Raw genomic sequence first — 19,741 nt, forward strand, 5'->3', positions numbered from 1 at the left:
GTACCTTGGAGAGTAGCTGGATGTATCAGTAGTATTATCGGCAAATATCACTTAATTAAGCAAATTGGTATAAGTGAAAGTTTATGAAAAAAGAGTACTACTTTGAGTACTCTTTTCTCGTATTTAGATTAGAAATTATATTTCAAATTCACAAACACTTTACGACCCCAAGGATCATAGAGTGAAGAGTTTGCACCTCGGCCATCTACGTAATCTGGTAGAATTTTGTCGAATACGTTTCTAAACCCAACCTCTACTGAAGCTTTGTCGAAGCGATACTTAGCAGAAATGTCATGCGTTATAAAGCTACCAGTATATGAATGCTCTTGGTCTTCTTTCGACTCGCCTCTTTCTTCTCCTGATTCAGTCAGTGTATCTTCTAAATCAATCAAAGCTGAGCGATCAATAAATCTTGCATACCATGTTGCAGACCAGTTATCTTGAGCATAAGTTGCTCTGAACGTGCTTTGCCATTCTGGATCACCAAGCTCGCCATGTTCGCGTTTTACAAGCTCAGGGCGGTTTTGGAATTGGAATGTATTTCTTTCGATCAAATGGCTAACAAACCACTTTAATTTCAGATCACCAGGAAGTCCAATAGATGTCAGATCTGTATTATAATGAATATCAGCTTCAACACCTTTAACTTTTAGTTTAGCTGTATTTAAATAGCCAGACTCAACACGCGTAATTGACATAGTAGCCGGATCGCGAGTTACTTGTCCGCAGAAGACAGAATCTAGATCAGGACCATCTACACAGTTATCCGCTACGGTTTGTATTGTTAGCGATTGAATTGCGTCTGTGATCTCGATATCAAAGTAATCAATACTCGCCGACAGCCCCTCAATTGGCGTGAATACAAAGCCTAAAGTTAACGACTCAGCTTCTTCTGGGTTAAGATTTGGGTTACCGCCTGTAAGCGTCTCTTTTGATACATTATCTTCAGCTTGGAAATTAGCCGGGATCCCTAATGCCGCGCAGTTCTTGATACGGTTTGGGTTATCGGAAATATTATCGACGTCACATGGATCGGTAACTCGACCAAAACCTGGTGATCGTGGAGAGAACGACTCTGCAATGTTTGGTGCTCTAACCGCTTCGCCGAAAGTACCACGTAAGCTATAGCCTTCTAATGGAGACCACATAAAACCAACTTTCCAAGCATCAGCCTCACCGGTATGTGAGTAATCTGCTCTTCTGAACGCTGCATCAACAGAAAGTTCATGGGCTAAAAATACATCAGCCAAAATTGGTAGGCGTGTCTCGACGAACCATTCTGATACATCATACTCGCCATATACATTTGGTGTAGCAGAATTTGATAATACATTTGAACGAGTTAATTCATCGGTGATAGTCTCTGACGACTCCCAACGCTTTTCATAACCAAACGCAAATCCAACTGCACCACCTTGTAATTCAAAGAACTCAGCGGTATCAAACGATGCAGAACCACCCACGAAACGCTGTTTCACAGCATCGCTTCTGGTAACATCGGCTGTGATCCAATCCATAGCTTCAGCTGAGGCTTGGCCAAATCCAAATGGATTGTAAGGTACACATCCGCCAATATTTACTGTCTCTGGACTCTGGTAACCTTCCGGCTGAGCTTCAGAAACATTGCTACGGCAGTCTGCTTTACCCGTATTCGGATCGATCACCGCATCGATTGCTGCCGCCCAATTCCCCAAAATTAAATCATTTTCAGTAATTCGGTCATTTTCAGTGCGGCCGTATGAATAATACACATCGTAATCAAATATTGTGTCACTCAGAGTAAAGGCACCACGTAACCCAGACATAAGCGTAAACGTTTCTCGTTTGTTTTTAGCCGAACGGTTACCAATTTCGTCTAGAAATTTATTAATTTGAACTTCTTCTAGTCCACGATCTGCAAATACTTTCTTATCTGCAGCAGATAAATAAGGGTTATCTGCCACTTTGATTCTATTTTGGCCAAATCGAAAACTTGGCTGGAATTGTTGAGCGATATCAGAGCGAACGTACTTGAAATCACCATAAAGCTCTACATTATCGTTAAAGGCATAGTTAAACAACGCCCCTGTTGAAACTTTGTCACGCTGAGGAAGATAGTTCACATAGTCTTCAGGAGAGAAACAATATTTACAACCATCAGGGAAGCTTGCAAACGCACTATTGGCGAATAAGCCTCGAGTTGGCATGAACTCACCAATGCCGTCATTCGAGAATGTGTAGTTAATACCGCCACCTCTCAATACACCATTAGGGCTAACATACTCCGACACAACGTTTGGAACCCAAAGCTCATCAAAGATCCCGTCATCTTCACCAGTATTTTCAGGATTTGGCATATGAGCACCAAGATTGAAGTTTGGCATATCTTTTGTCATAACTTCTTCTATGGTGTCTTTTGTTACGAAAAAGGTTACATTCCCTTTGCCGTCCACTGAATTCACACCCCCAACTAAGCTATATGCGCTATTTTTACTGCCCACGCCCTCTGTTGAGTCGCTGTAACTAGCGCTTAGCTCTAGACCTTCAAAATCTTTCTTCAAGATAATGTTAACAACACCTGATACCGCATCAGAACCATAAACTGCTGATGCACCACCAGTCGTCACTTCAACTGTTTTAATCAATGCGGAAGGTATAGTCGATAGGTCAACTGTAGAAGAACCGGCTTCACCCGAAACATGTCTCTTACCATTAACGAGCACAAGGGTTCTGGCTACTCCAAGCCTTCTCAAATCTACAGTACTCATACCTGCAGAACTGTTACTATTTGAGTTGGCTCGAATTGTTCCGGTCGCACCAATCGCAGGTAATTCTGCAAGTACAGAAGCTAGGTCTGGAATACCCGCTTGTTCAATTTCCTCACCAGTTATTGAAATAATGGGCGCTGGTTGACTCAACTCAAAACGGGCAATACGTGAACCTGTAATCTGAATCTTTTCAACTTTATCAAGTGATTCATCTGAAGCAACTTCTTCTGCAATCGCTGTTGATGCAATGATACCTGTCAATGAGATGGCTAATGCAGAGTGAATAGCATTACTCAGTTTGCTTTTTTTCATATAGACTTTCCCTAATTATACTTTTTCTTTGAGACAAAATTAGTCTCGCGATCAGATTAACTTAATTTAAAAAAAAGCAAATACAACTAAACGCAATTTCCATTATCCCCAAAAAGTGTACAAAATTATTTTTACACTTTTACTACACAGAGCTAACCCGCATCCATTGTTAATTAGTTGAAAAAATACCATTTTAGTCATCCCACCCACTCTAGTAATTGTAAAGAAATAAATACGAAGTACAATTATTGTAATGGGATCTTTTTAATATTTTTTTGCAAAATAATTAGCAGTTGCTTCTTAAGCTCTATTCCAATTATCTTTTATATACAAAGAGTTAGAATGTAGAAATGCAGATAATATCTAATAAACTTTCGCTCAATTTGAAGGAACGAATCTGACGCTAACTCCGTTAAGAACTTCCTACTTAGAATAGAGTTTTTGCCTACATGAATGTAGATACTTTGACGATAGCTGGTGACGTAGCAGTATTATCGAAAAGGCTTTCTAGCTTCAGAATAGCTCTCTAAATTAAGCAAACAGGTATTACAAGTTTGTTTTCACGGTGGTTTACATATATATGGCGGGACATAAAAAAGGGCCGTAAAGGCCCTTTACAACAAGTAGAAACTAGCAAAAACAAGGATTAGCGCATTGCCATCATCATTTTAGCCGGCTCCTCTAGGAAGGTTTTCCATAAATTATTGAAGCGTGCGATCGTGCCACCATCAATAATACGATGGTCGCCAGACCAACTTACTTGCATGATAGAGCGCGCAACCACATTACCTTGTGCATCAAAGCGTGGTAACTGCTGAACTTTGCCAAGTGCAACGATAGCAACTTCCGGTTTATTGATAATCGGCGTCGCAACCGTACCGCCAATCGCCCCTATGTTTGAGATTGAGATAGTACCGCCTTTCAGAGAATCAGGAGATACACGCCCTTCCCTAGCGGCTTCTGTCAGTTCAGTAACAGACTGGGCAACTTCTACAATCGATTTGCTTTGGCATGATTTAATATTTGGTACAAGAAGACCGAGCTTGCTGTCCACCGCCATACCAATATTGTGGTCATCAAAATAAGTGATTTCCGTACAGTCATCATTTACTTTTGCATTCAAAATTGGGAATTCGTTGATTGCAAGTGACAACGCCTTGATAAAAAATGGCATCATAGTAAGCTTCACGCCTTGTTTGGCATATTGCTCTTTCAAAGCACCACGAAGCGCTATTAAATCGGTTAAGTCAATCTCGTCACAGTAAGTGAAATGTGGGATCGTCGAAACAGAGGCCACCATCTGTTTGGCCATCGCCGCTTTCATACCACGTAGAGGCTCAACTCTTTTACCACCTTCTGAGGTAGGAGTCGGCTTTTGTGTTTGAGACTGTATCGTTGTGTTAGCTTCATTCGTGGTCGAAGCACCACTTACACCGTGCTCAAGGAAATGTTCGATATCCTCTTTATACACGCGACCATTTTTACCAGAGCCTGGTACTTCAGAGAGGTCAACACCAACTTCGCGCGCCTTGCGGCGTACTGCCGGAGAGGCAATCGCTTTACCATTTTTCGGTAAACTACGCGTAGCCTCATCGTTTGCAGTAGCAGCTTGTACTGTACTTTCTTTAGGCTTGTGAACATCAGCGATTGGATCGTCTGATTTTCCGGCGTGAGATGACGCCAACTTCATTTGAAATAGCGGACTATGCACCTGTGCTATTTCACCTTTTTGATAATAGAGTTTTTCAACAATACCATCGTACTTGGCTGGAATTTGCACTAGCGCCTTGTCAGTCATTACATCACAAACGGCCTGATCTTCTTTGATTTCATCGCCTTCAGCAACAAGCCATTCAACGATTTCGCACTCAACAATGCCTTCACCAATATCAGGTAAGATAAAGTCTTCAAGTACAGCACTGGTTGAAGTAGTTGGCGAGGACTGAGGTGCCGATTGCTCAGGCTGAGCAGCTTGCTCGCCGGCAACATCCATTGCAAACAAAGGCTCATGCACCTTTGCAATTTCACCTTTTTCGTAATGCAGCTTGGTGATCACACCGTCATGTACCGCTGGGATCTGCACTAGTGCCTTATCCGTCATTACGTCACAAATAGGTTGATCTTCTTTTACTTCGTCACCAACAGCCACCAACCACTCGACGATTTCGCACTCTACGATGCCTTCACCAATATCTGGTAAGATAAATTCTTTAGCCATAACTTATCCTTAAAATTCCATAGAACGTTTGATAGCGGCGAACACTTTCAGTGCATCTGGCACATACTCTTTTTCAAGTGCTAGAGGGTATGGCGTATCTAATCCACAAACTCGCTCAATTGGAGATTCTAAATGCAGGAAACACTCTTTTTGTATGGTTGCTGCAATCTCAGCACCAAAACCATTTGTGATTGGCGCTTCGTGGCTCACGACCAAACGACCCGTTTTAACCACTGACTTGGCTACCGTGTCCATATCCCAAGGAAGAATGCTTCTTAAGTCGATTATTTCACAGCTAATACCCGCTTCTTCAGCTTTTTGCGCCGCTTGTTCGATGATTTCCATCTGCGCGCCCCAAGCCAATAGCGTTATGTCGGTACCTTCTTTAATTACTTCAGCTTTACCAAGCTCAATGCTGTAATCTTCTTCTGGCACTTCACCAACAGAGGCGCGATATAAGCGCTTAGGTTCAAAGAAAATAACCGGGTTATCATCTTTAATGGCAGCACGCAGTAGGCCTTTTGCTTGATACGGGTTACGCGGTACTACAATTTTAAGACCAGGTGTATGTGCAAAGTAAGCTTCTGGTGATTGTGAATGATATAGACCACCTGCAATACCGCCACCGTATGGCGTACGAATTGTTAAGTTACCCACATCAAACTCATTACCTGAGCGATAACGGAACTTGGCCGACTCGTTCACGATTTGGTCAAATGCCGGGAAGATATAATCCGCAAATTGAATTTCAGCAAGCGCAGGAGCACCAAACGCTGCAAGACCATTGGCAAAACCCAAAATACCTTGCTCGGTCAATGGCGTATTAAAAACACGGTGTTTACCATATTTTTCTTGAAGGCCTGAAGTTGCTCGGAATACACCTCCAAAGTAGCCGACGTCTTCACCAAAAATACAGGCCTGTGGATGCTCCGCCATCGTGATATCTAGCGCCGAATTAATGGCGTGTAGCATGTTCATTTTAGCCATTATTTAATTCTCCCTGCTGTGACTGGGTATGCGTCTGGATAAGCTTTAATATGCGCTTTCAATTCATCATATTGTTTCTGCAGCGATGGAATTGGCGTGTCATAAACATCTGAGACCAGATCTTCTAATGCAGGCTTCTGTACTTTTTCTGCAACCTTCAATGCAGCCAAGATATCTTCACGGATTTTCTCTTTTTCCGCATCATCTTGGGCTTCATCCAGCCAACCTTGTTTTAGAAGCCATTGCTTAAATCGATTTACTGGGCAACTATTTTTAAATTCAGCTTCTTCGTCTTTAGTACGGTAACCAGACGGATCATCAGATGTTGAATGTGCACCCAAACGATATGCGATAGACTCAATCATCACAGGCTCACCGTTTTCAACTGCGATTTTACGCGCGGCTTGTGTTGCGGCGTAAACGGCAAGCGCATCAGCACCATCCACACGGATGGTCTTAATACCATAGCCCACACCGCGAGCGGCAATACCATCACCTTTGAACTGTTCATCCGCAGGTGTTGAAATCGCATAACCGTTATTACGTGCATAAAAGATGACCGGTGAACCATGCACCGCGGCCATGTTTAGACCAGCGTGGAAGTCACCTTCTGACGCAGCACCTTCGCCAAAATAGCAAATCGTGACGTTGTCAATTTCAGACGTTAGCTCGCCAGTTTCTTTATCAATGTGTTTTAGCTTTTGGCCGTATGCATAGCCCGTTGCTTGAGGAATTTGCGTTCCTAGCGGGGACGAAATAGTCAGGTAATGTAATTCTTTAGAACCATAATGCACAGGCATTTGGCGGCCTTTGCCTAAGTCCTTCTCATTCGAGAATAACTGATTCATGAACTGCTCAAGCGAAAAACCACGATAGTGAATTGCGGCTTGCTCTCGGTACTGAGCCATGATCATGTCATCTTCTTTAAGCGCTGCAGCACTTGCCGTAACAGCGGCTTCTTCGCCAAGACATTGCATGTAGAAGCTAATACGTCCTTGACGCTGAGCCCCTTGCATACGCTCGTCAAGTAAACGGATAAACCGCATTGTTGAGTAAATTCTTAATGCCGTTTCTTTATCAATATCTGGTGCTGTTGCACCGTCTAAAACATCGCCTTGGTCACTTAAAATCTTTAATGTAGGGATATTGAGTGCATGACCATCTATAAATTCCAGCGCGTGGCTGATATTTAAGGATATATTATTGGGGTTAGTCATAACCTACCTTCTCTTGTTGTCATAACAAACTTACGGAGTTCAAACCCGACTTTCTCATACGAGATCTGGCTTCAGATTGCGTAAGACGAAAAGAGTCTTAACTCACCTCGCATTTATGATTGTGTTAATTGGTCTTGATCACATTCGTGGTTAGTATGAATAACTGGTCTAACAACTTATCAAAGACTGAATAATATTTGCGATTTAAGTAAGTAAATTAAATTAAAGCGTTTCAACTTTACGTTAACGTAAACGGTTATTCAACTAATCCTAGATGAATAACCGTGAAAATGCATCAATGTTTTTGGAAAGATTTTGATACGAAGGCAAGTAGAATTTTACATCTATGATTTATATAAAGTTTTCATCAACCTCTAACGGGATAACCGTTAGTAATGCACGTTGCCCCAAAGCAACATTGGCATTTGGGAAGATAATAGCTTCCCCCTCAACTTCAGCGAAATATTGCTTATCTCCGTCCGTCGCTAGTAATTCACCTTTCGAAAAGCCTGTAAAATTCTCAGCAGAATCAGCGAATGGAAAAGAAAATTCGGCTTGAGTACGATTGATTGTACGATGAACCGTAAACAGCTCGAACTCATCTGCATTAAATTCTTTATATTCTAATTTTTCTTGGCTAATTAATGCTTTTAGCGTTTCTTTGGTTTTTGCAAAGCTTGCCATGTTATTCTCACCAAATGGCTTAACCTGTCCAAGTTCGATAGTAAAAGCGTCGGCCCCAAACTGATAAGAAGAAAAATAACTAAATGTCGTAGCAGCCGATCGCATCATTAATACAGTGTTGACACCGCATGACAATAAAAATTGCAGCTGCGATTTCTTCCACGGCTTACCATGTAAAAATGGATAGACTGCAAACTTTTCGTTTTTAGATCCTCGAATAGCAGTGTGAAGGTCGTAATGACATCGATAGCGCTCACCGCTTCCCTGTTCAAAGAAAGCCCTAACATAACCTTCTAGTTTTTGAGCTCTGACCTTTTCTGGATTATCTGTTTCTTGATTATGTGCGCCGTTAAATAGGCGGTTTAGATTTTCATCGACAAAACGCTGGCCAATATTAATGGATTTCGGGTTGCCAAAAATAAATAACACCCGTTGTGCCAACGCTAGTCTGCCAGTAATAATATGTTGGATAAGCTCATCACATATCTCAATTGGCGCGGTTTCATTGCCGTGCACAGCGCTCGATAGCACAATATCTTTCGTTGTTTCACCTACAGGCGTAAACTGGATCACACCAGTATCATGGACTTCCACCAAAGTACCGTTGTCTAAAGTGAAGTTCACGGGTTCCAGTGTAAATTCGTTATTTCTTGTGATAGTAAGAAAGTCACCGCTTTGTTTTAATTCTGCTAAGTACGTCATAATTCCAAATTGATGTTGTTGAGTAATACCAATTATCTTAATTAAGTGATCTATTTTGAGGCGAGAAAATCTTGTCGATAACAAGGCTAAAATTTTGCTATTTAGTTATTCTAAATAAGAAATTTTTAACGCGGTTAGCGTCAGATTTACTCCTTCAAATTGAGCAAGTATTACGACTAATTGGTATAACCCGCATTGGGATACAAAAAAGCCATACGAGGAGTATGGCTTTTAGAAGCTTTTTGTTAACTAATCACTGAGTCAACCAATGTCTTTGCCTCATGTTCAAGTTCAGCTAAATGCGCGTCACCTTTAAATGATTCAAGATAAATTTTGTAGATATCTTCAGTACCCGATGGACGCGCCGCAAACCAACCATTTTCGGTAACGACTTTAAGGCCACCAATAGCCGCGCCGTTACCAGGGGCATTGGTTAATATCTGAGTGATTTTATCACCTGCCAGGGTGTCCGCCTTGATATTGTCCGCGCTTAATGCCTTAAGCTTTGCTTTTTGCTCAGTATTTGCGGGTGCATCAATACGTTTGTATACAGGTGCGCCAAATGCTTGTTCAAAAGCGTGATAATGTTGAGATGGCGATTTACCTGTGACAGCTAGGATTTCGGCGGCAAGTAATCCCATGATAAAACCGTCTTTGTCAGTACACCATGTGGTGCCATCTTTTCTTAAAAACGCAGCGCCAGCACTCTCTTCACCGCCAAACGCGAGCTCTCCAGCCGCTAACCCGTCTACAAACCATTTAAAGCCAACTGGCACTTCGTAAACTTCTCGGCCGTTTGCGCCACACACTTTGTCAATCATGGCACTAGATACCAGTGTTTTACCGATTTTTACTGAGCTCTTCCAGCTTCGGTGTTTAATGAGGTAGTCAATTGCAACCGCTAAAAAGTGATTAGGATTCATCAGGCCATCAGGGGTAACAATGCCATGTCTGTCGAAGTCTGGATCATTACCAATACCGATATCGTAGTCATCTTTCAGTGCTATCAAATTAGCCATTGCATAAGGTGACGAACAGTCCATGCGCACCTTGCCGTCTTTATCAAGTGGCATGAAGGCAAAACTCGGGTCGACCACGTCATTTACAACCGTCAGCTTCAAGTCGTAGTGTTTGGCGATCACTAGCCAGAAATTAACACCTGAACCACCAAGAGGATCCACACCAATATTAACTCCGGCTCGAGCAATGGCTTCCATATCAATTATGTTACCCAAGTCTTCAACATATGGAGTGATCAGATCTTCGTACTTGATAAATCCAGATCTTCTCGCTTTAGCAAACGGAAATAGTTCAACTTCAACCAAATCTTCGAGTAGTAACTGATTCGCCCTATCTTCAATCCATTTGGTGACATAGGTATCGGCAGGTCCACCATTCGGAGGATTATATTTAAACCCGCCATCTTCTGGCGGGTTATGTGATGGCGTAACGACAATTCCATCTGCAAGCTCATGAGGATTGACTAAATTGTGCGAGACAATCGCATGGCTGATCACAGGGGTTGGTGTGTAGTCATCATTTTGTTGTGTGATGACTTGTACTTCGTTGGCAACCAAGACCTCAATAGCCGAGTTAAAAGCGGCTTCCGACAACGCATGAGTGTCTTTACCAAGAAAAAGCGGACCGTAAATATTGTTGTTTTTACGGTAATCGCAGATCGCTTGAGTGATGGCCAGAATATGCGACTCATTAAACTTAAAATTAAGTGAGCAACCTCGGTGGCCACTTGTGCCAAAGGCGACACAATGCTCTGGATGCGCTTCTAAGTCAGGCTCATTTAAATAGTACGATGAAACCAGCTTAGGTACATTTACCAATAATTCTTTCGATACCTTTTTGCCAGCTTGCGGATGGATCGCCATAAGATTTCCTTACTTATAGGTAGTCTCTAATTTTCTCGGCAGCTTCATCTGTGTAACCTAACACCTTAGCTACTTCATGAAGCATCATTTTCTTTCTAGTCGTATTTGAATTTGTCATTACCCAATATTCGCTGTCTGCTATATTTTTCGGGTTCATACTGCTACCACTTTCGAGTAGTGCATTTTTACTCGTGGCGAAGTAAATCCTATCGCGGCCTTTAATTTCGAGCACACAATTAAATTCGGATTTATGTGTACGATGAAGCGCGGATAGGATAAACAAAAATCGCCCGACCACGCCCTTTTGCATGGCAAGCTCTTCTTTATTTAGAATATTAAAGACATTCGCAACGGGTTTTACAGGTTGGCTTGGTGTTTTTGTTTGTGACTCAGCTGTAATTTCTTGTACTTGTTTTTCTTCCTGCTGTGCGACGGCTTTAGATTCTGTCCCAGAAGTAAGTTTTAATAAACGACGTAAAATCTCAGAAGCACTTTCTCCAATACTTTGTGTGTTACTTGCAATGTATTGATATAGCTCGTCATCTATTTCTATCTTTTTCATGCGTTTCCTGTCATCTATGCTAATTAGGAGCAACTCATTTCAATTGTCACTTAGTATATCCAAATTTAACTTATTACTCTATGGCTTTGCATTTTTACTCTTCAATGTCACAATTAGCGCCAATTTTGGAGGATTTATGCAGTTAAACTATCAACAAATTGGCGACCAAGCCAAACCTAGTGTATTTGTTATGCACGGACTCTTTGGCTCTTTGGAAAATGTAAATGTGGTGGCAAAAGCACTTGCCGAACATTTCAATGTAGTTAACGTCGATTTGAGAAATCACGGTCGCTCTTTTCATGATGAACAAATGTCCTATCCAATAATGGCAAATGACGTCAAAGCTCTAATGGATGAGTTAAAACTGGATAAAGTCAGCCTAGTTGGCCACTCAATGGGTGGTAAAGTGGCAATGCAATTCGCCCAATTATTCCCAGAAAGCATCAACAAACTTGTCGTATTAGATATTGCGCCTGTTGATTATCACTCAAGGCATGACGCAATAATTGCCGCGCTTAACGAAGTGCAGAAAAGTGATGTATCAAGTCGTAGTGAAGCAGATACCATAATGTCCCAATATATTGAAACAGTCGGCGTGCGTCAGTTTTTGCTTAAAAGTTTGGCAAAAAATGAAGAAGGTAAGCTTACTTGGCGTTTTAATTTAGATGTAATTACTGAAAAATACGACGCAATTACATCTAATATTAATGAAACGCATTCCTGTTTATGCGATACTTTGTTCATTAAAGGGAATAACTCTGACTATATCCTGCCTGAGCATAGGGAGCCCATCGCTCGTTTTTTCCCAAATGCGCGAGCAAAAATAATACAAGGTGCGGGCCATTGGCTACATGCTGAAAAGCCTGAAGCTGTAAATCGCTCAATTATTGATTTTCTTCAATAAAACGAATTGAATTTACCGTTATAAACTTAATTTATGCATGTAGGTTATGGTATAGTAGCCGCCGTTTAAGTATTGAGTAGAGCTCAGATGGTCAGTCAATTTATAAATGAATTTGAAACGCTAGGGCTGTGGTTTGCGCTAGCTGGTATATTCTTTTTCATCGGTATGGCGATTCAGGACGTACTGAAAAAAGGTGATGTGCCAAAGTTCGGACGCTACATCGTTTGGCTAGTGCTGTTTCTCGGCTGTTCTGGATTTATAGCAAAAGGCTTGATCCAAGTATTTTGGCAAGGCGCAGGTGTTGGATAATGGCCAAGGCTGAAACTGATAGAACAACTATCGACCTATTTGAAAATGAAAAACGTCCAGGACGTCCTAAGACGAATCCACTGCCACGAGAAGTGCAGTTAAAGGTTAACAAGCGCAATCAAATTAAGAGGGATCGCGCGCGTGGCCTAAAAAGAGTAGAATTTAAGGTTTCATCAGAGTTGTATCAAGCGCTAAGTGATATGGCGGAGTCGCAAAACATTAGTCGAAGTGCACTCATCGAGACCATCTTACAAGAAAAGTTAGCGGTTAATAGATAGAAGGTAAGAAATTAATGGCAAGCGTAGGTATTTTTTTCGGCAGTGATACTGGTAACACAGAACACGTTGCTAAAATGATTCAAAAAGAGCTAGGTAAAAAGCTCGTAGACGTAAAGGACATTGCTAAAAGCAGTAAAGAAGAGATTGCCGAATTCGATTTACTACTTTTCGGTATTCCAACATGGTACTACGGCGAAGCTCAGTGTGATTGGGATGATTTTTTCCCTGAACTTGAAGAAGTCGATTTCGAAGGTAAGTTAGTTGCTATTTTCGGCTGTGGCGACCAAGAAGATTATGCTGAATATTTCCTTGACGCGATGGGCATGGTTAATGACATCGTTACCGAACGCGGTGCGATTGTAGTTGGTCACTGGTCTACCGACGGTTATGACTTTGAAGCATCAAAAGCTGTAGTTGAAGACGGTAAGTTTGTTGGCCTTGGTATTGATGAAGATCGCCAGCCTGAGCTAACAGAGCAACGCGTTAAACAGTGGTGTGCACAAGTATATGACGAAATGTGCTTAAGCGAGCTGGAAGATTAATTCCATTTGCTTTGCACTTGCTGCCCGAGCAAGTTATTCTTAGGTTATAGCGTCGTGAATATTGACCTAAGACAAATTATAACTAACAGATTGAGACAGATTTAATGACTGATCACAACTTAGAGCTTAAAAAGGCTGGTTTAAAAGTAACGCTTCCACGCATCAAAATTTTAGAGATCCTTCAGTCTCCTGATAATCAACACATCAGCGCAGAAGATGTGTACAAGATCTTATTGGACAAAGGTGAAGAAATTGGCCTAGCTACAGTATATCGCGTGCTAAACCAATTTGATGATGCTGGTATTGTAACACGTCACCACTTTGAAGGCGGTAAATCTGTTTTCGAGCTGTCTGGCAGCACGCACCATGATCACTTGGTATGTTTAAAATGTGGCAAAGTTGTCGAATTTGAAGATGACGTTATTGAAACACGCCAAGAAGAAATCGCGAACAGCAATGGCATCAAACTCACGAATCACTCACTATATTTATACGGTGAGTGTGAAGATAAAGAAGCGTGCAAAAAGTACGCTGAGGAAAATGGTAACTAACCTACCTTTTCGCCAATTTAAGCATTAAGCCAGCAAATTGCTGGCTTTTTTAATTTGTTGCATAAACACCACCTTCCATTTATATAGTCACTATATTCTAGAGTACAATTCCAGCTGATCTTTGTATGCTTTTTTAAAAGCAGCTCTAGAAACACATTGCTCTAGATACTTTCGGCAATAGCTATATTGTTTTAGCCCATCAAACCTATCGACCAAACGAAACACGTCAGCCATCGCGATGTCTGCAACAGAAAATTGCTCAGCCAACCAAGTTTTTCCCCGAAGATATTCATTCACGTGTTTCAAACGGCTATGTAAAAATCGCTCTATCGCTTTGCTGCCATCACTCTCAAAAGTATCTTCAGAAAATTTCAAAATTGTCCATGGAAGAGTTGCCATTTCTACAGAGTTGAGCGCGGCGAATAACCACTGTATTACCGATGACCTATTTTCTGTCGATATTAACTCATCGTTATGTTCAGCGATGTATAACAGACCAGCACCACTTTCAAATATCTCCTTATCTTCATGGCTAAGCCAAGGAACTTGACCAAATGGTTGATGTAAATAATGCGCATTTTCTCGTTCTTTGAAAGCGGTAAGTTCTATATCATAGGGTATGCCCGCCTCTTCTAGCGCCCAGCGCAAGCGAATATCTCTGACATATCCTCTTGGCAGCTCAGGCACCCAATCAAACGTGGTAATGGTAAAGTTCGGCATATATCTGCTCCATGTCAATTGGACTGATAACTCAGCCCAATTTAATAACTAAGATTAACACTCTACTATTGTCATAAAGCCACCATAGATAAGCCTTTTACCATCAAACGGCATTGGATTAGCTTCTTGATCGCAAATAGGATCTTTAAATACTTCTGCCATTCCAGCATCACGCACTTCTTTTGAAGGCCAAGTGATCCAGGAAAACACCACTGTTTCATCAGGCTTACATTTTACAGCCATTGGAAAAGAGGTAAGCGTACCATCAGGAACATCATCCCCCCAGGCCTCGACAACGTGTTCTGCTCCAAATTTTTTAAACACTTTTGCCGCTTTGCTGGCGTGTGCTTGATATTCTTCACGCTTACTGGTGGGTACAGCGCATACAAAACCATCTATATAACTCATCTTTGACCCCTCTATTATTCTCGTCTTTGTGCTTCATAGCTGACATTGTTCTCGTCTTGTAACTCGCGAACAGGCCGAATTTCAATGCTGCCATAGCGCGCTGGCGGAATTTTGCTAGCCGCTTGGATGGCCTCATTTAAGTCTTTGACATCAAGTAAATAAAACCCCGCAAGCTGCTCTTTAGTCTCTGCAAATGGGCCATCGGTAATATCGACTTTACCCGCTCGTACCCGCAAGGTTGTCGCACTTTGAGTTGAGAGCAACGCGTTGCCCCCTATCATCTGCTCGCGCTCTTTTAATGATTCCCCACACGCGATACATTCACGGTTAAGTGCGTCCCATTCATCTTGTGAGAGCTTTTCCATTGCTTGTTCATCGTAATAAACTAAAGCGACATATTTCATAGTGTGTCCAGCTCCTTATTAACTAGTATCTGAATAGCGAACGTCTTTTGCTGCTCGATCTGACTTAGCTATTCCGTGCTCAAGGTTAATTAGTATTACTAGGTAACATCACCATCCACGCAACACCGAATTTATCAACGACTTGACCATAAAGGGGGGACCAAAATGTTTCTTGTAATGGCATTCTGACCGTACCACCATCGGCTAGCGCATTAAATGCACGGTGAGCTTCTTGTTCAGAATCAATGGTTATAGACAGACTAAATCCTGCAAACGAAGCATCATCACCACAGCCGTCAGATGCAAAAATCTTCATATCGCCAATGCTAAACTCACAGTGCATTACTTTATCTGAGAAGTTTTCTGGTATCGCACCATCAGGAATAGGATCTGGACTTTCGTTAAAACGCATAAGCAGACCGACTTTGGCATATAGATGCTGTTGATAGTATTCAAGTGCCTCTTCGGTACGCCCTGCAAAAAACAAATAATTGCAAACATGTGCAGTTTGCATCGCAATCTTTTGTCTTAATTGTTCTTCGTCTGCGAGGATTTCGCCGCTGGGATCGATATCAGCAAAGTCAGCCATTTCATAAAACGGTCGAACTTCAATATCAGATTCCTCATTCATGGGATTAGGGCAGCGCTTAACCCATTCTAACGCCTCTTCCATTGATGTTACTTCCCATACCCAATAACCCGCGATTAACTCATTAGTCTCTGCAAAAGGCCCTTTAGTTACAATGCGCTCTTCGCCTTTAAAACGAACGCGAACTCCCTCTTTACTCGGCTTTAAACCGTCACCAGAAGTCATTATTCCAGCATCAACTAAAGCATTATTGAATTCTCCCATCGCAGCCATTAATTCCGCGGTTGGTAGCTCCCCTGCTTCAGACCCTTCACTTGCTTTTACAATCACCATTACTTTCATCGTCAATTCTCCTGTTGTCTTTTATAAATAGAGCTGAATAACCAAAGGTTACCTGCGGTGTTAATAAATAAAGTGCTCTATACACTCTAGTCGAATGCATTCTTTAGAGATCGACAAAGTAAGGAAAATTTTCTTAATTAATTTTCACCGAGCTTGAGAAGCTTTTGTTTGAGAACCCTTTGCTCTGGTAATTGCGTTGTTAAGTTGAGAGCCGTTTTAAATGCATTAATCGCACTAGCCGTTCTGCCAGCACGAGATAATAGTTCGCCATAAGCCGCATGAGCCAAGTGATATCTTTGCATTTCTTTGTGCTCAAATAGCCGCTCTATAATGGTAATACCCGCATCCGGCCCCTCTTTCATAGCGATTGCAACCGCTTGGTTGAGCTCAATAACAGGAGACGGGCTTACTTGGTGTAGCTGAGCATATAATTCAACAATCTGTGACCAATCTGTCGCCGCTGCAGTTGTCGCAACTGCATGAGTCGCAGAGATAGCGGCCTGAATGGTGTAAAAGCCATATTCACCGGCGCGCATTATTTCAGCGACCAACTGCGTACCTTCGGCGATCATACCTTTACTCCAAAGGTTTCGGTCTTGATCTTCCAGTAAAATGATGTCACCGCTAGCATTGGTGCGCGCCGCCTTTCTTGCATCATTCAAGAGCATCAAGGCGAGTAACCCCGCCACTTCTGGATCTGGTGTTAGAGAATAAAGTAAACGAGTTAAGCGGATTGCCTCGGACGTCAGTTCACTGCGTATTGCAAGTTCGCCTTGTGTTGCTGAATACCCTTCATTAAAGACCAGATAGATAACCGTAAGCACCGCATCAAGTCGGTTGTTAAAGTCAGTGTCGTCTGGCAGCTCGAACGGAATACGGGCATCACGGATCTTCGCTTTACCGCGCACAATTCGTTGTGCCATTGTTGTGTTTGACACCAAAAATGCACTGGCAATTTCCTCTGTTGTTAGTCCACAGACCTCCCGCAGAGTAAGCGCAACTTGTACTTTTGGATCAATAGCCGGATGGCAGCAAGTAAAAATTAACCGCAATTGGTCATCTTCAATTGCATTGGCGTTTTGCTCATGAGCTTGGCCTGCGATGTCAGAAACCCCATCCAAGTCAGTAGCAGCAACTTCTAGCTTTTCTCTTTGACGTTGCTGTTTACGTATTGCATCAATGGCTTTAAAGCGACCAGTAGAAATTAACCAAGGGACTGGGTTTTCTGGCATGCCTTGAGTTGGCCAATGTTTTAACGCCACATTAAACGCGTCTTGCAATGCTTCTTCCGCTAACTCAAAGTCACCTAGAAGGCGGATCAGTGTGGCGTAAATTTTCCGGCTTTCTTGCTTGTACAGCACTTCTATAGACTTACGAATAGCATTGCTATCGCAAGCAAGTTGATTGCTCATCACTTTCCTTCGTCAGCTAGGTTATAGCAATTAGAATTGGTGTAGTCACTATTTCATAAATCAGCAAGAGCCTCAATAACTGGCCAGAAGCGGTACTAACACCTAAGTGTTAACGACAAATGTTTTGGGGTTTTTGGGAAAGAAAAAGTCAGGCTGGCGGTCGCATAAAGTAAACTCACGTGTATTTTTATAGGGCAGCTTCATAAACCCTGCTACGCCATAATCTTGAATACTAACCGCGTATTGCATGATCCGAGTCAGTAGCGCCTTAAATTGCGCTGCTTTATTAGCATCAAGTAGCCGGTAGTAATAATGAATTTTCATCCTATCTTGCAACGATTCAAAAATGATGCAACCTGTATGGTGGATCTGATTTAACTCGAACACGCATTGAATTATCTGTCTTGGCAGCTGCAGTTGCTCGTCTGGATCTTTACCGTCTTCAAAGTATGAATGCGGGCGTGTAATTTCATTGCTCGAAATATCGCTAACGCTAAACTCTAGTTCTGGCAGATGGTCAAATTGGAACGCACCGGTGCCGTCACGAGTCAATTGAATAGTTTGCCGCGCGTCGAATAAACAACATTTAAATAAACCTTTTTGTTTGATCCCCTGCGCAATCATTACGGTGGCGTTCAACGCGTCTTTAAATGCAAGACTCAATGTTTCATCGTGTAAAATAAGACTCGACTCAACAAATACTTGCGCGTCTTTCCAGTGAAAACTGAGACCACCAACGACCGGATATTTTGCCAGCCTGCTGATTGAGGCCAAAAAGGCTTTCTCGGTATCGCCGGTATCAAACAAAAACTCTTTATAATATCTATCTAATTGCGCGTCGTTTACGTCTCTTAGATTGTGTTTATCGTCAGCACGACGTAAAAACTGCTTGCGTGAGCTATAGACGACCGTTTCAGGTTTAACTGCGGTTTCGTAGGTCCAAAAAGGAATGCGGGATTTTTTCTCTGACAGTGTTAAATCAGGTAAATACATTTTTGCCATTGCTGGCATATTACGAACAAAGTAATCCCCTGCGCTATCCCTCGTTGCTTTGTCTTTGCTAAGCATGCCATCCAGCACTTGCGCAAATACTTTTGGCAGCCCCAAAGCGCTAGCAGGAATGACCTGAGCACCAAAGCGACATGATTGTGCACTAGCCAGTGCATAAATCGTCGATGCAACGCCTTGTTCATCAAAACGAGGAGAAGATTGTGCACCCGACATTTGCTCATCGCCAATAAAGTACACATCTCCCATCCGAGCGTTAGTCGTACTTACATCAGATGACATCAAATCCATGATATTGCTGGCAATGGGTTCGCCATGCACGTCCACCTGAGCATAGACTGAGCTTCCCCAATCAACCAAAGAGAAACCATCGGAAGCTTCATCCCAAACGATATTGGATGGCTTAATATCTCCATGAACGATAGGCTGAGGAGACATGCCATTGCGACGCTCACGCAAATCAACCAACACATTCCTGAGTTTTAGCGCGAGGCTCACCAACTCATGCGCTTTAAAACGGCCCTTTTTGAGTGAAATCTTTTCTAAGTCTTCACCAGGGGCACGCTCCATCATTAAAATGCCTTGCTTTTTTACTCGCTCGAAGGCATAGAAGTTTGGCACCATAGGGTTGTCAATTTGCGACAACATATAGCCTTCATCTTCAAGCCTATCACGCACACTTTGGGCAAGCGTGATCCGAGAAAATTTAAACACCCAGTCTTTCCCCATATCACTTGTACCAGCAAATACGAAGCCAAATGCACCAGAGCCAATTACCTCAACATGTTTATAGCCAAGTTGGCTCAATTGTTTTTTACAGATATTCAGCCATTGACGATGCTTTTTTGCATCATGATGAGACAGTAAGTAGATGGACTGCTGTTCGTTGATATAGAAGTGTTGGATGGATTTTTCAGACATAATTGTACGTAGGAAAAGCAATAAAAAAGGTCGACATTAGC

The 19,741-nt window shown here is 42.2% G+C and carries 18 protein-coding genes; 5 read left to right on the forward strand and 13 right to left on the reverse strand.

What is annotated here, in order from left to right:
* Positions 1-128: 128 nt before the first annotated feature.
* From DS891_RS03815 to seqA, 7 genes are all read right to left on the reverse strand, one after another.
* Positions 129-3,059, reverse strand: coding sequence for a TonB-dependent receptor (locus DS891_RS03815; protein ID WP_174168893.1), 2,931 nt, complete (start codon positions 3,057-3,059; stop codon positions 129-131).
* Positions 3,060-3,705: 646 nt separating this feature from the next.
* Positions 3,706-5,277 carry a dihydrolipoyllysine-residue acetyltransferase gene (locus DS891_RS03820; protein ID WP_174168894.1) on the reverse strand — a complete coding sequence of 524 codons (1,572 nt, stop codon included), beginning with the start codon at positions 5,275-5,277 and terminating at the stop codon, positions 3,706-3,708.
* A 9-nt stretch (positions 5,278-5,286) separates the two neighbouring features.
* Positions 5,287-6,264, reverse strand: a complete 978-nt coding sequence (locus DS891_RS03825) for an alpha-ketoacid dehydrogenase subunit beta (RefSeq protein ID WP_010604720.1) — start codon at positions 6,262-6,264, stop codon at positions 5,287-5,289.
* Positions 6,264-7,481, reverse strand: a complete 1,218-nt coding sequence (locus tag DS891_RS03830; RefSeq protein ID WP_010372716.1) for a thiamine pyrophosphate-dependent dehydrogenase E1 component subunit alpha — start codon at positions 7,479-7,481, stop codon at positions 6,264-6,266. Before DS891_RS03830 ends, DS891_RS03825 begins: the two co-directional genes overlap by 1 nt.
* 351 nt (positions 7,482-7,832) lie before the next feature.
* A complete protein-coding gene (gene astE, locus DS891_RS03835) occupies positions 7,833-8,867 on the reverse strand; it encodes a succinylglutamate desuccinylase (RefSeq protein WP_174168895.1) in 1,035 nt (344 codons plus the stop codon).
* Between the two features lie 245 nt (positions 8,868-9,112).
* The gene (pgm, locus tag DS891_RS03840; RefSeq protein ID WP_174168896.1) at positions 9,113-10,750 is read right to left on the reverse strand and encodes a phosphoglucomutase (alpha-D-glucose-1,6-bisphosphate-dependent); all 1,638 of its coding nucleotides are present in this window, start codon (positions 10,748-10,750) and stop codon (positions 9,113-9,115) included.
* A gap of 13 nt (positions 10,751-10,763) precedes the next feature.
* Positions 10,764-11,312 carry a replication initiation negative regulator SeqA gene (seqA, locus tag DS891_RS03845; RefSeq protein WP_174168897.1) on the reverse strand — a complete coding sequence of 183 codons (549 nt, stop codon included), beginning with the start codon at positions 11,310-11,312 and terminating at the stop codon, positions 10,764-10,766.
* A 136-nt stretch (positions 11,313-11,448) separates the two neighbouring features.
* On the opposite strand from seqA, the gene DS891_RS03850 reads away from it, so the two are divergent.
* The 5 genes from DS891_RS03850 (at position 11,449) to fur (ending at position 13,896) form a co-directional block, all read left to right on the forward strand.
* Positions 11,449-12,216: an alpha/beta fold hydrolase gene (locus DS891_RS03850; RefSeq protein ID WP_174168898.1), complete on the forward strand. Its 768-nt coding sequence runs from the start codon at positions 11,449-11,451 to the stop codon at positions 12,214-12,216.
* Between the two features lie 87 nt (positions 12,217-12,303).
* The gene (locus DS891_RS03855) at positions 12,304-12,525 is read left to right on the forward strand and encodes a DUF2788 domain-containing protein (RefSeq protein ID WP_010372701.1); all 222 of its coding nucleotides are present in this window, start codon (positions 12,304-12,306) and stop codon (positions 12,523-12,525) included.
* A complete protein-coding gene (gene ybfE, locus DS891_RS03860; protein ID WP_010372698.1) occupies positions 12,525-12,803 on the forward strand; it encodes a LexA regulated protein in 279 nt (92 codons plus the stop codon). Before DS891_RS03855 ends, ybfE begins: the two co-directional genes overlap by 1 nt.
* Before the next feature lie 14 nt (positions 12,804-12,817).
* Entirely contained in the window at positions 12,818-13,345 is a 528-nt protein-coding gene (fldA, locus tag DS891_RS03865; protein WP_010604714.1) for a flavodoxin FldA, read from the forward strand.
* A 104-nt stretch (positions 13,346-13,449) separates the two neighbouring features.
* Positions 13,450-13,896, forward strand: a complete 447-nt coding sequence (gene fur, locus DS891_RS03870) for a ferric iron uptake transcriptional regulator (RefSeq protein ID WP_010372691.1) — start codon at positions 13,450-13,452, stop codon at positions 13,894-13,896.
* 90 nt (positions 13,897-13,986) lie between these two features.
* Here the strand turns inward: fur and DS891_RS03875 are convergent, their stop codons facing one another.
* The 6 genes from DS891_RS03875 to DS891_RS03900 form a co-directional block, all read right to left on the reverse strand.
* Complete coding sequence (locus DS891_RS03875; RefSeq protein ID WP_174168899.1) at positions 13,987-14,616, reverse strand: glutathione S-transferase family protein; 630 nt, start codon at positions 14,614-14,616, stop codon at positions 13,987-13,989.
* A gap of 54 nt (positions 14,617-14,670) precedes the next feature.
* The gene (locus DS891_RS03880) at positions 14,671-15,024 is read right to left on the reverse strand and encodes a DUF1428 domain-containing protein (RefSeq protein ID WP_174168900.1); all 354 of its coding nucleotides are present in this window, start codon (positions 15,022-15,024) and stop codon (positions 14,671-14,673) included.
* Between the two features lie 14 nt (positions 15,025-15,038).
* Entirely contained in the window at positions 15,039-15,428 is a 390-nt protein-coding gene (locus DS891_RS03885; protein ID WP_010372682.1) for a YciI family protein, read from the reverse strand.
* 85 nt (positions 15,429-15,513) lie between these two features.
* Positions 15,514-16,359: a YciI family protein gene (locus tag DS891_RS03890; RefSeq protein ID WP_174168901.1), complete on the reverse strand. Its 846-nt coding sequence runs from the start codon at positions 16,357-16,359 to the stop codon at positions 15,514-15,516.
* A gap of 137 nt (positions 16,360-16,496) precedes the next feature.
* Positions 16,497-17,771, reverse strand: coding sequence for an RNA polymerase sigma factor (locus tag DS891_RS03895; RefSeq protein WP_174168902.1), 1,275 nt, complete (start codon positions 17,769-17,771; stop codon positions 16,497-16,499).
* Between the two features lie 102 nt (positions 17,772-17,873).
* Positions 17,874-19,700 (reverse strand): serine/threonine protein kinase, encoded by a 1,827-nt coding sequence (locus DS891_RS03900; protein ID WP_174168903.1) that lies wholly within the window; start codon positions 19,698-19,700, stop codon positions 17,874-17,876.
* Positions 19,701-19,741: the final 41 nt, after the last annotated feature.

The organism is Pseudoalteromonas sp. JC28 (assembly GCF_013319255.1).
Classification (GTDB): Bacteria; Pseudomonadota; Gammaproteobacteria; order Enterobacterales; family Alteromonadaceae; genus Pseudoalteromonas.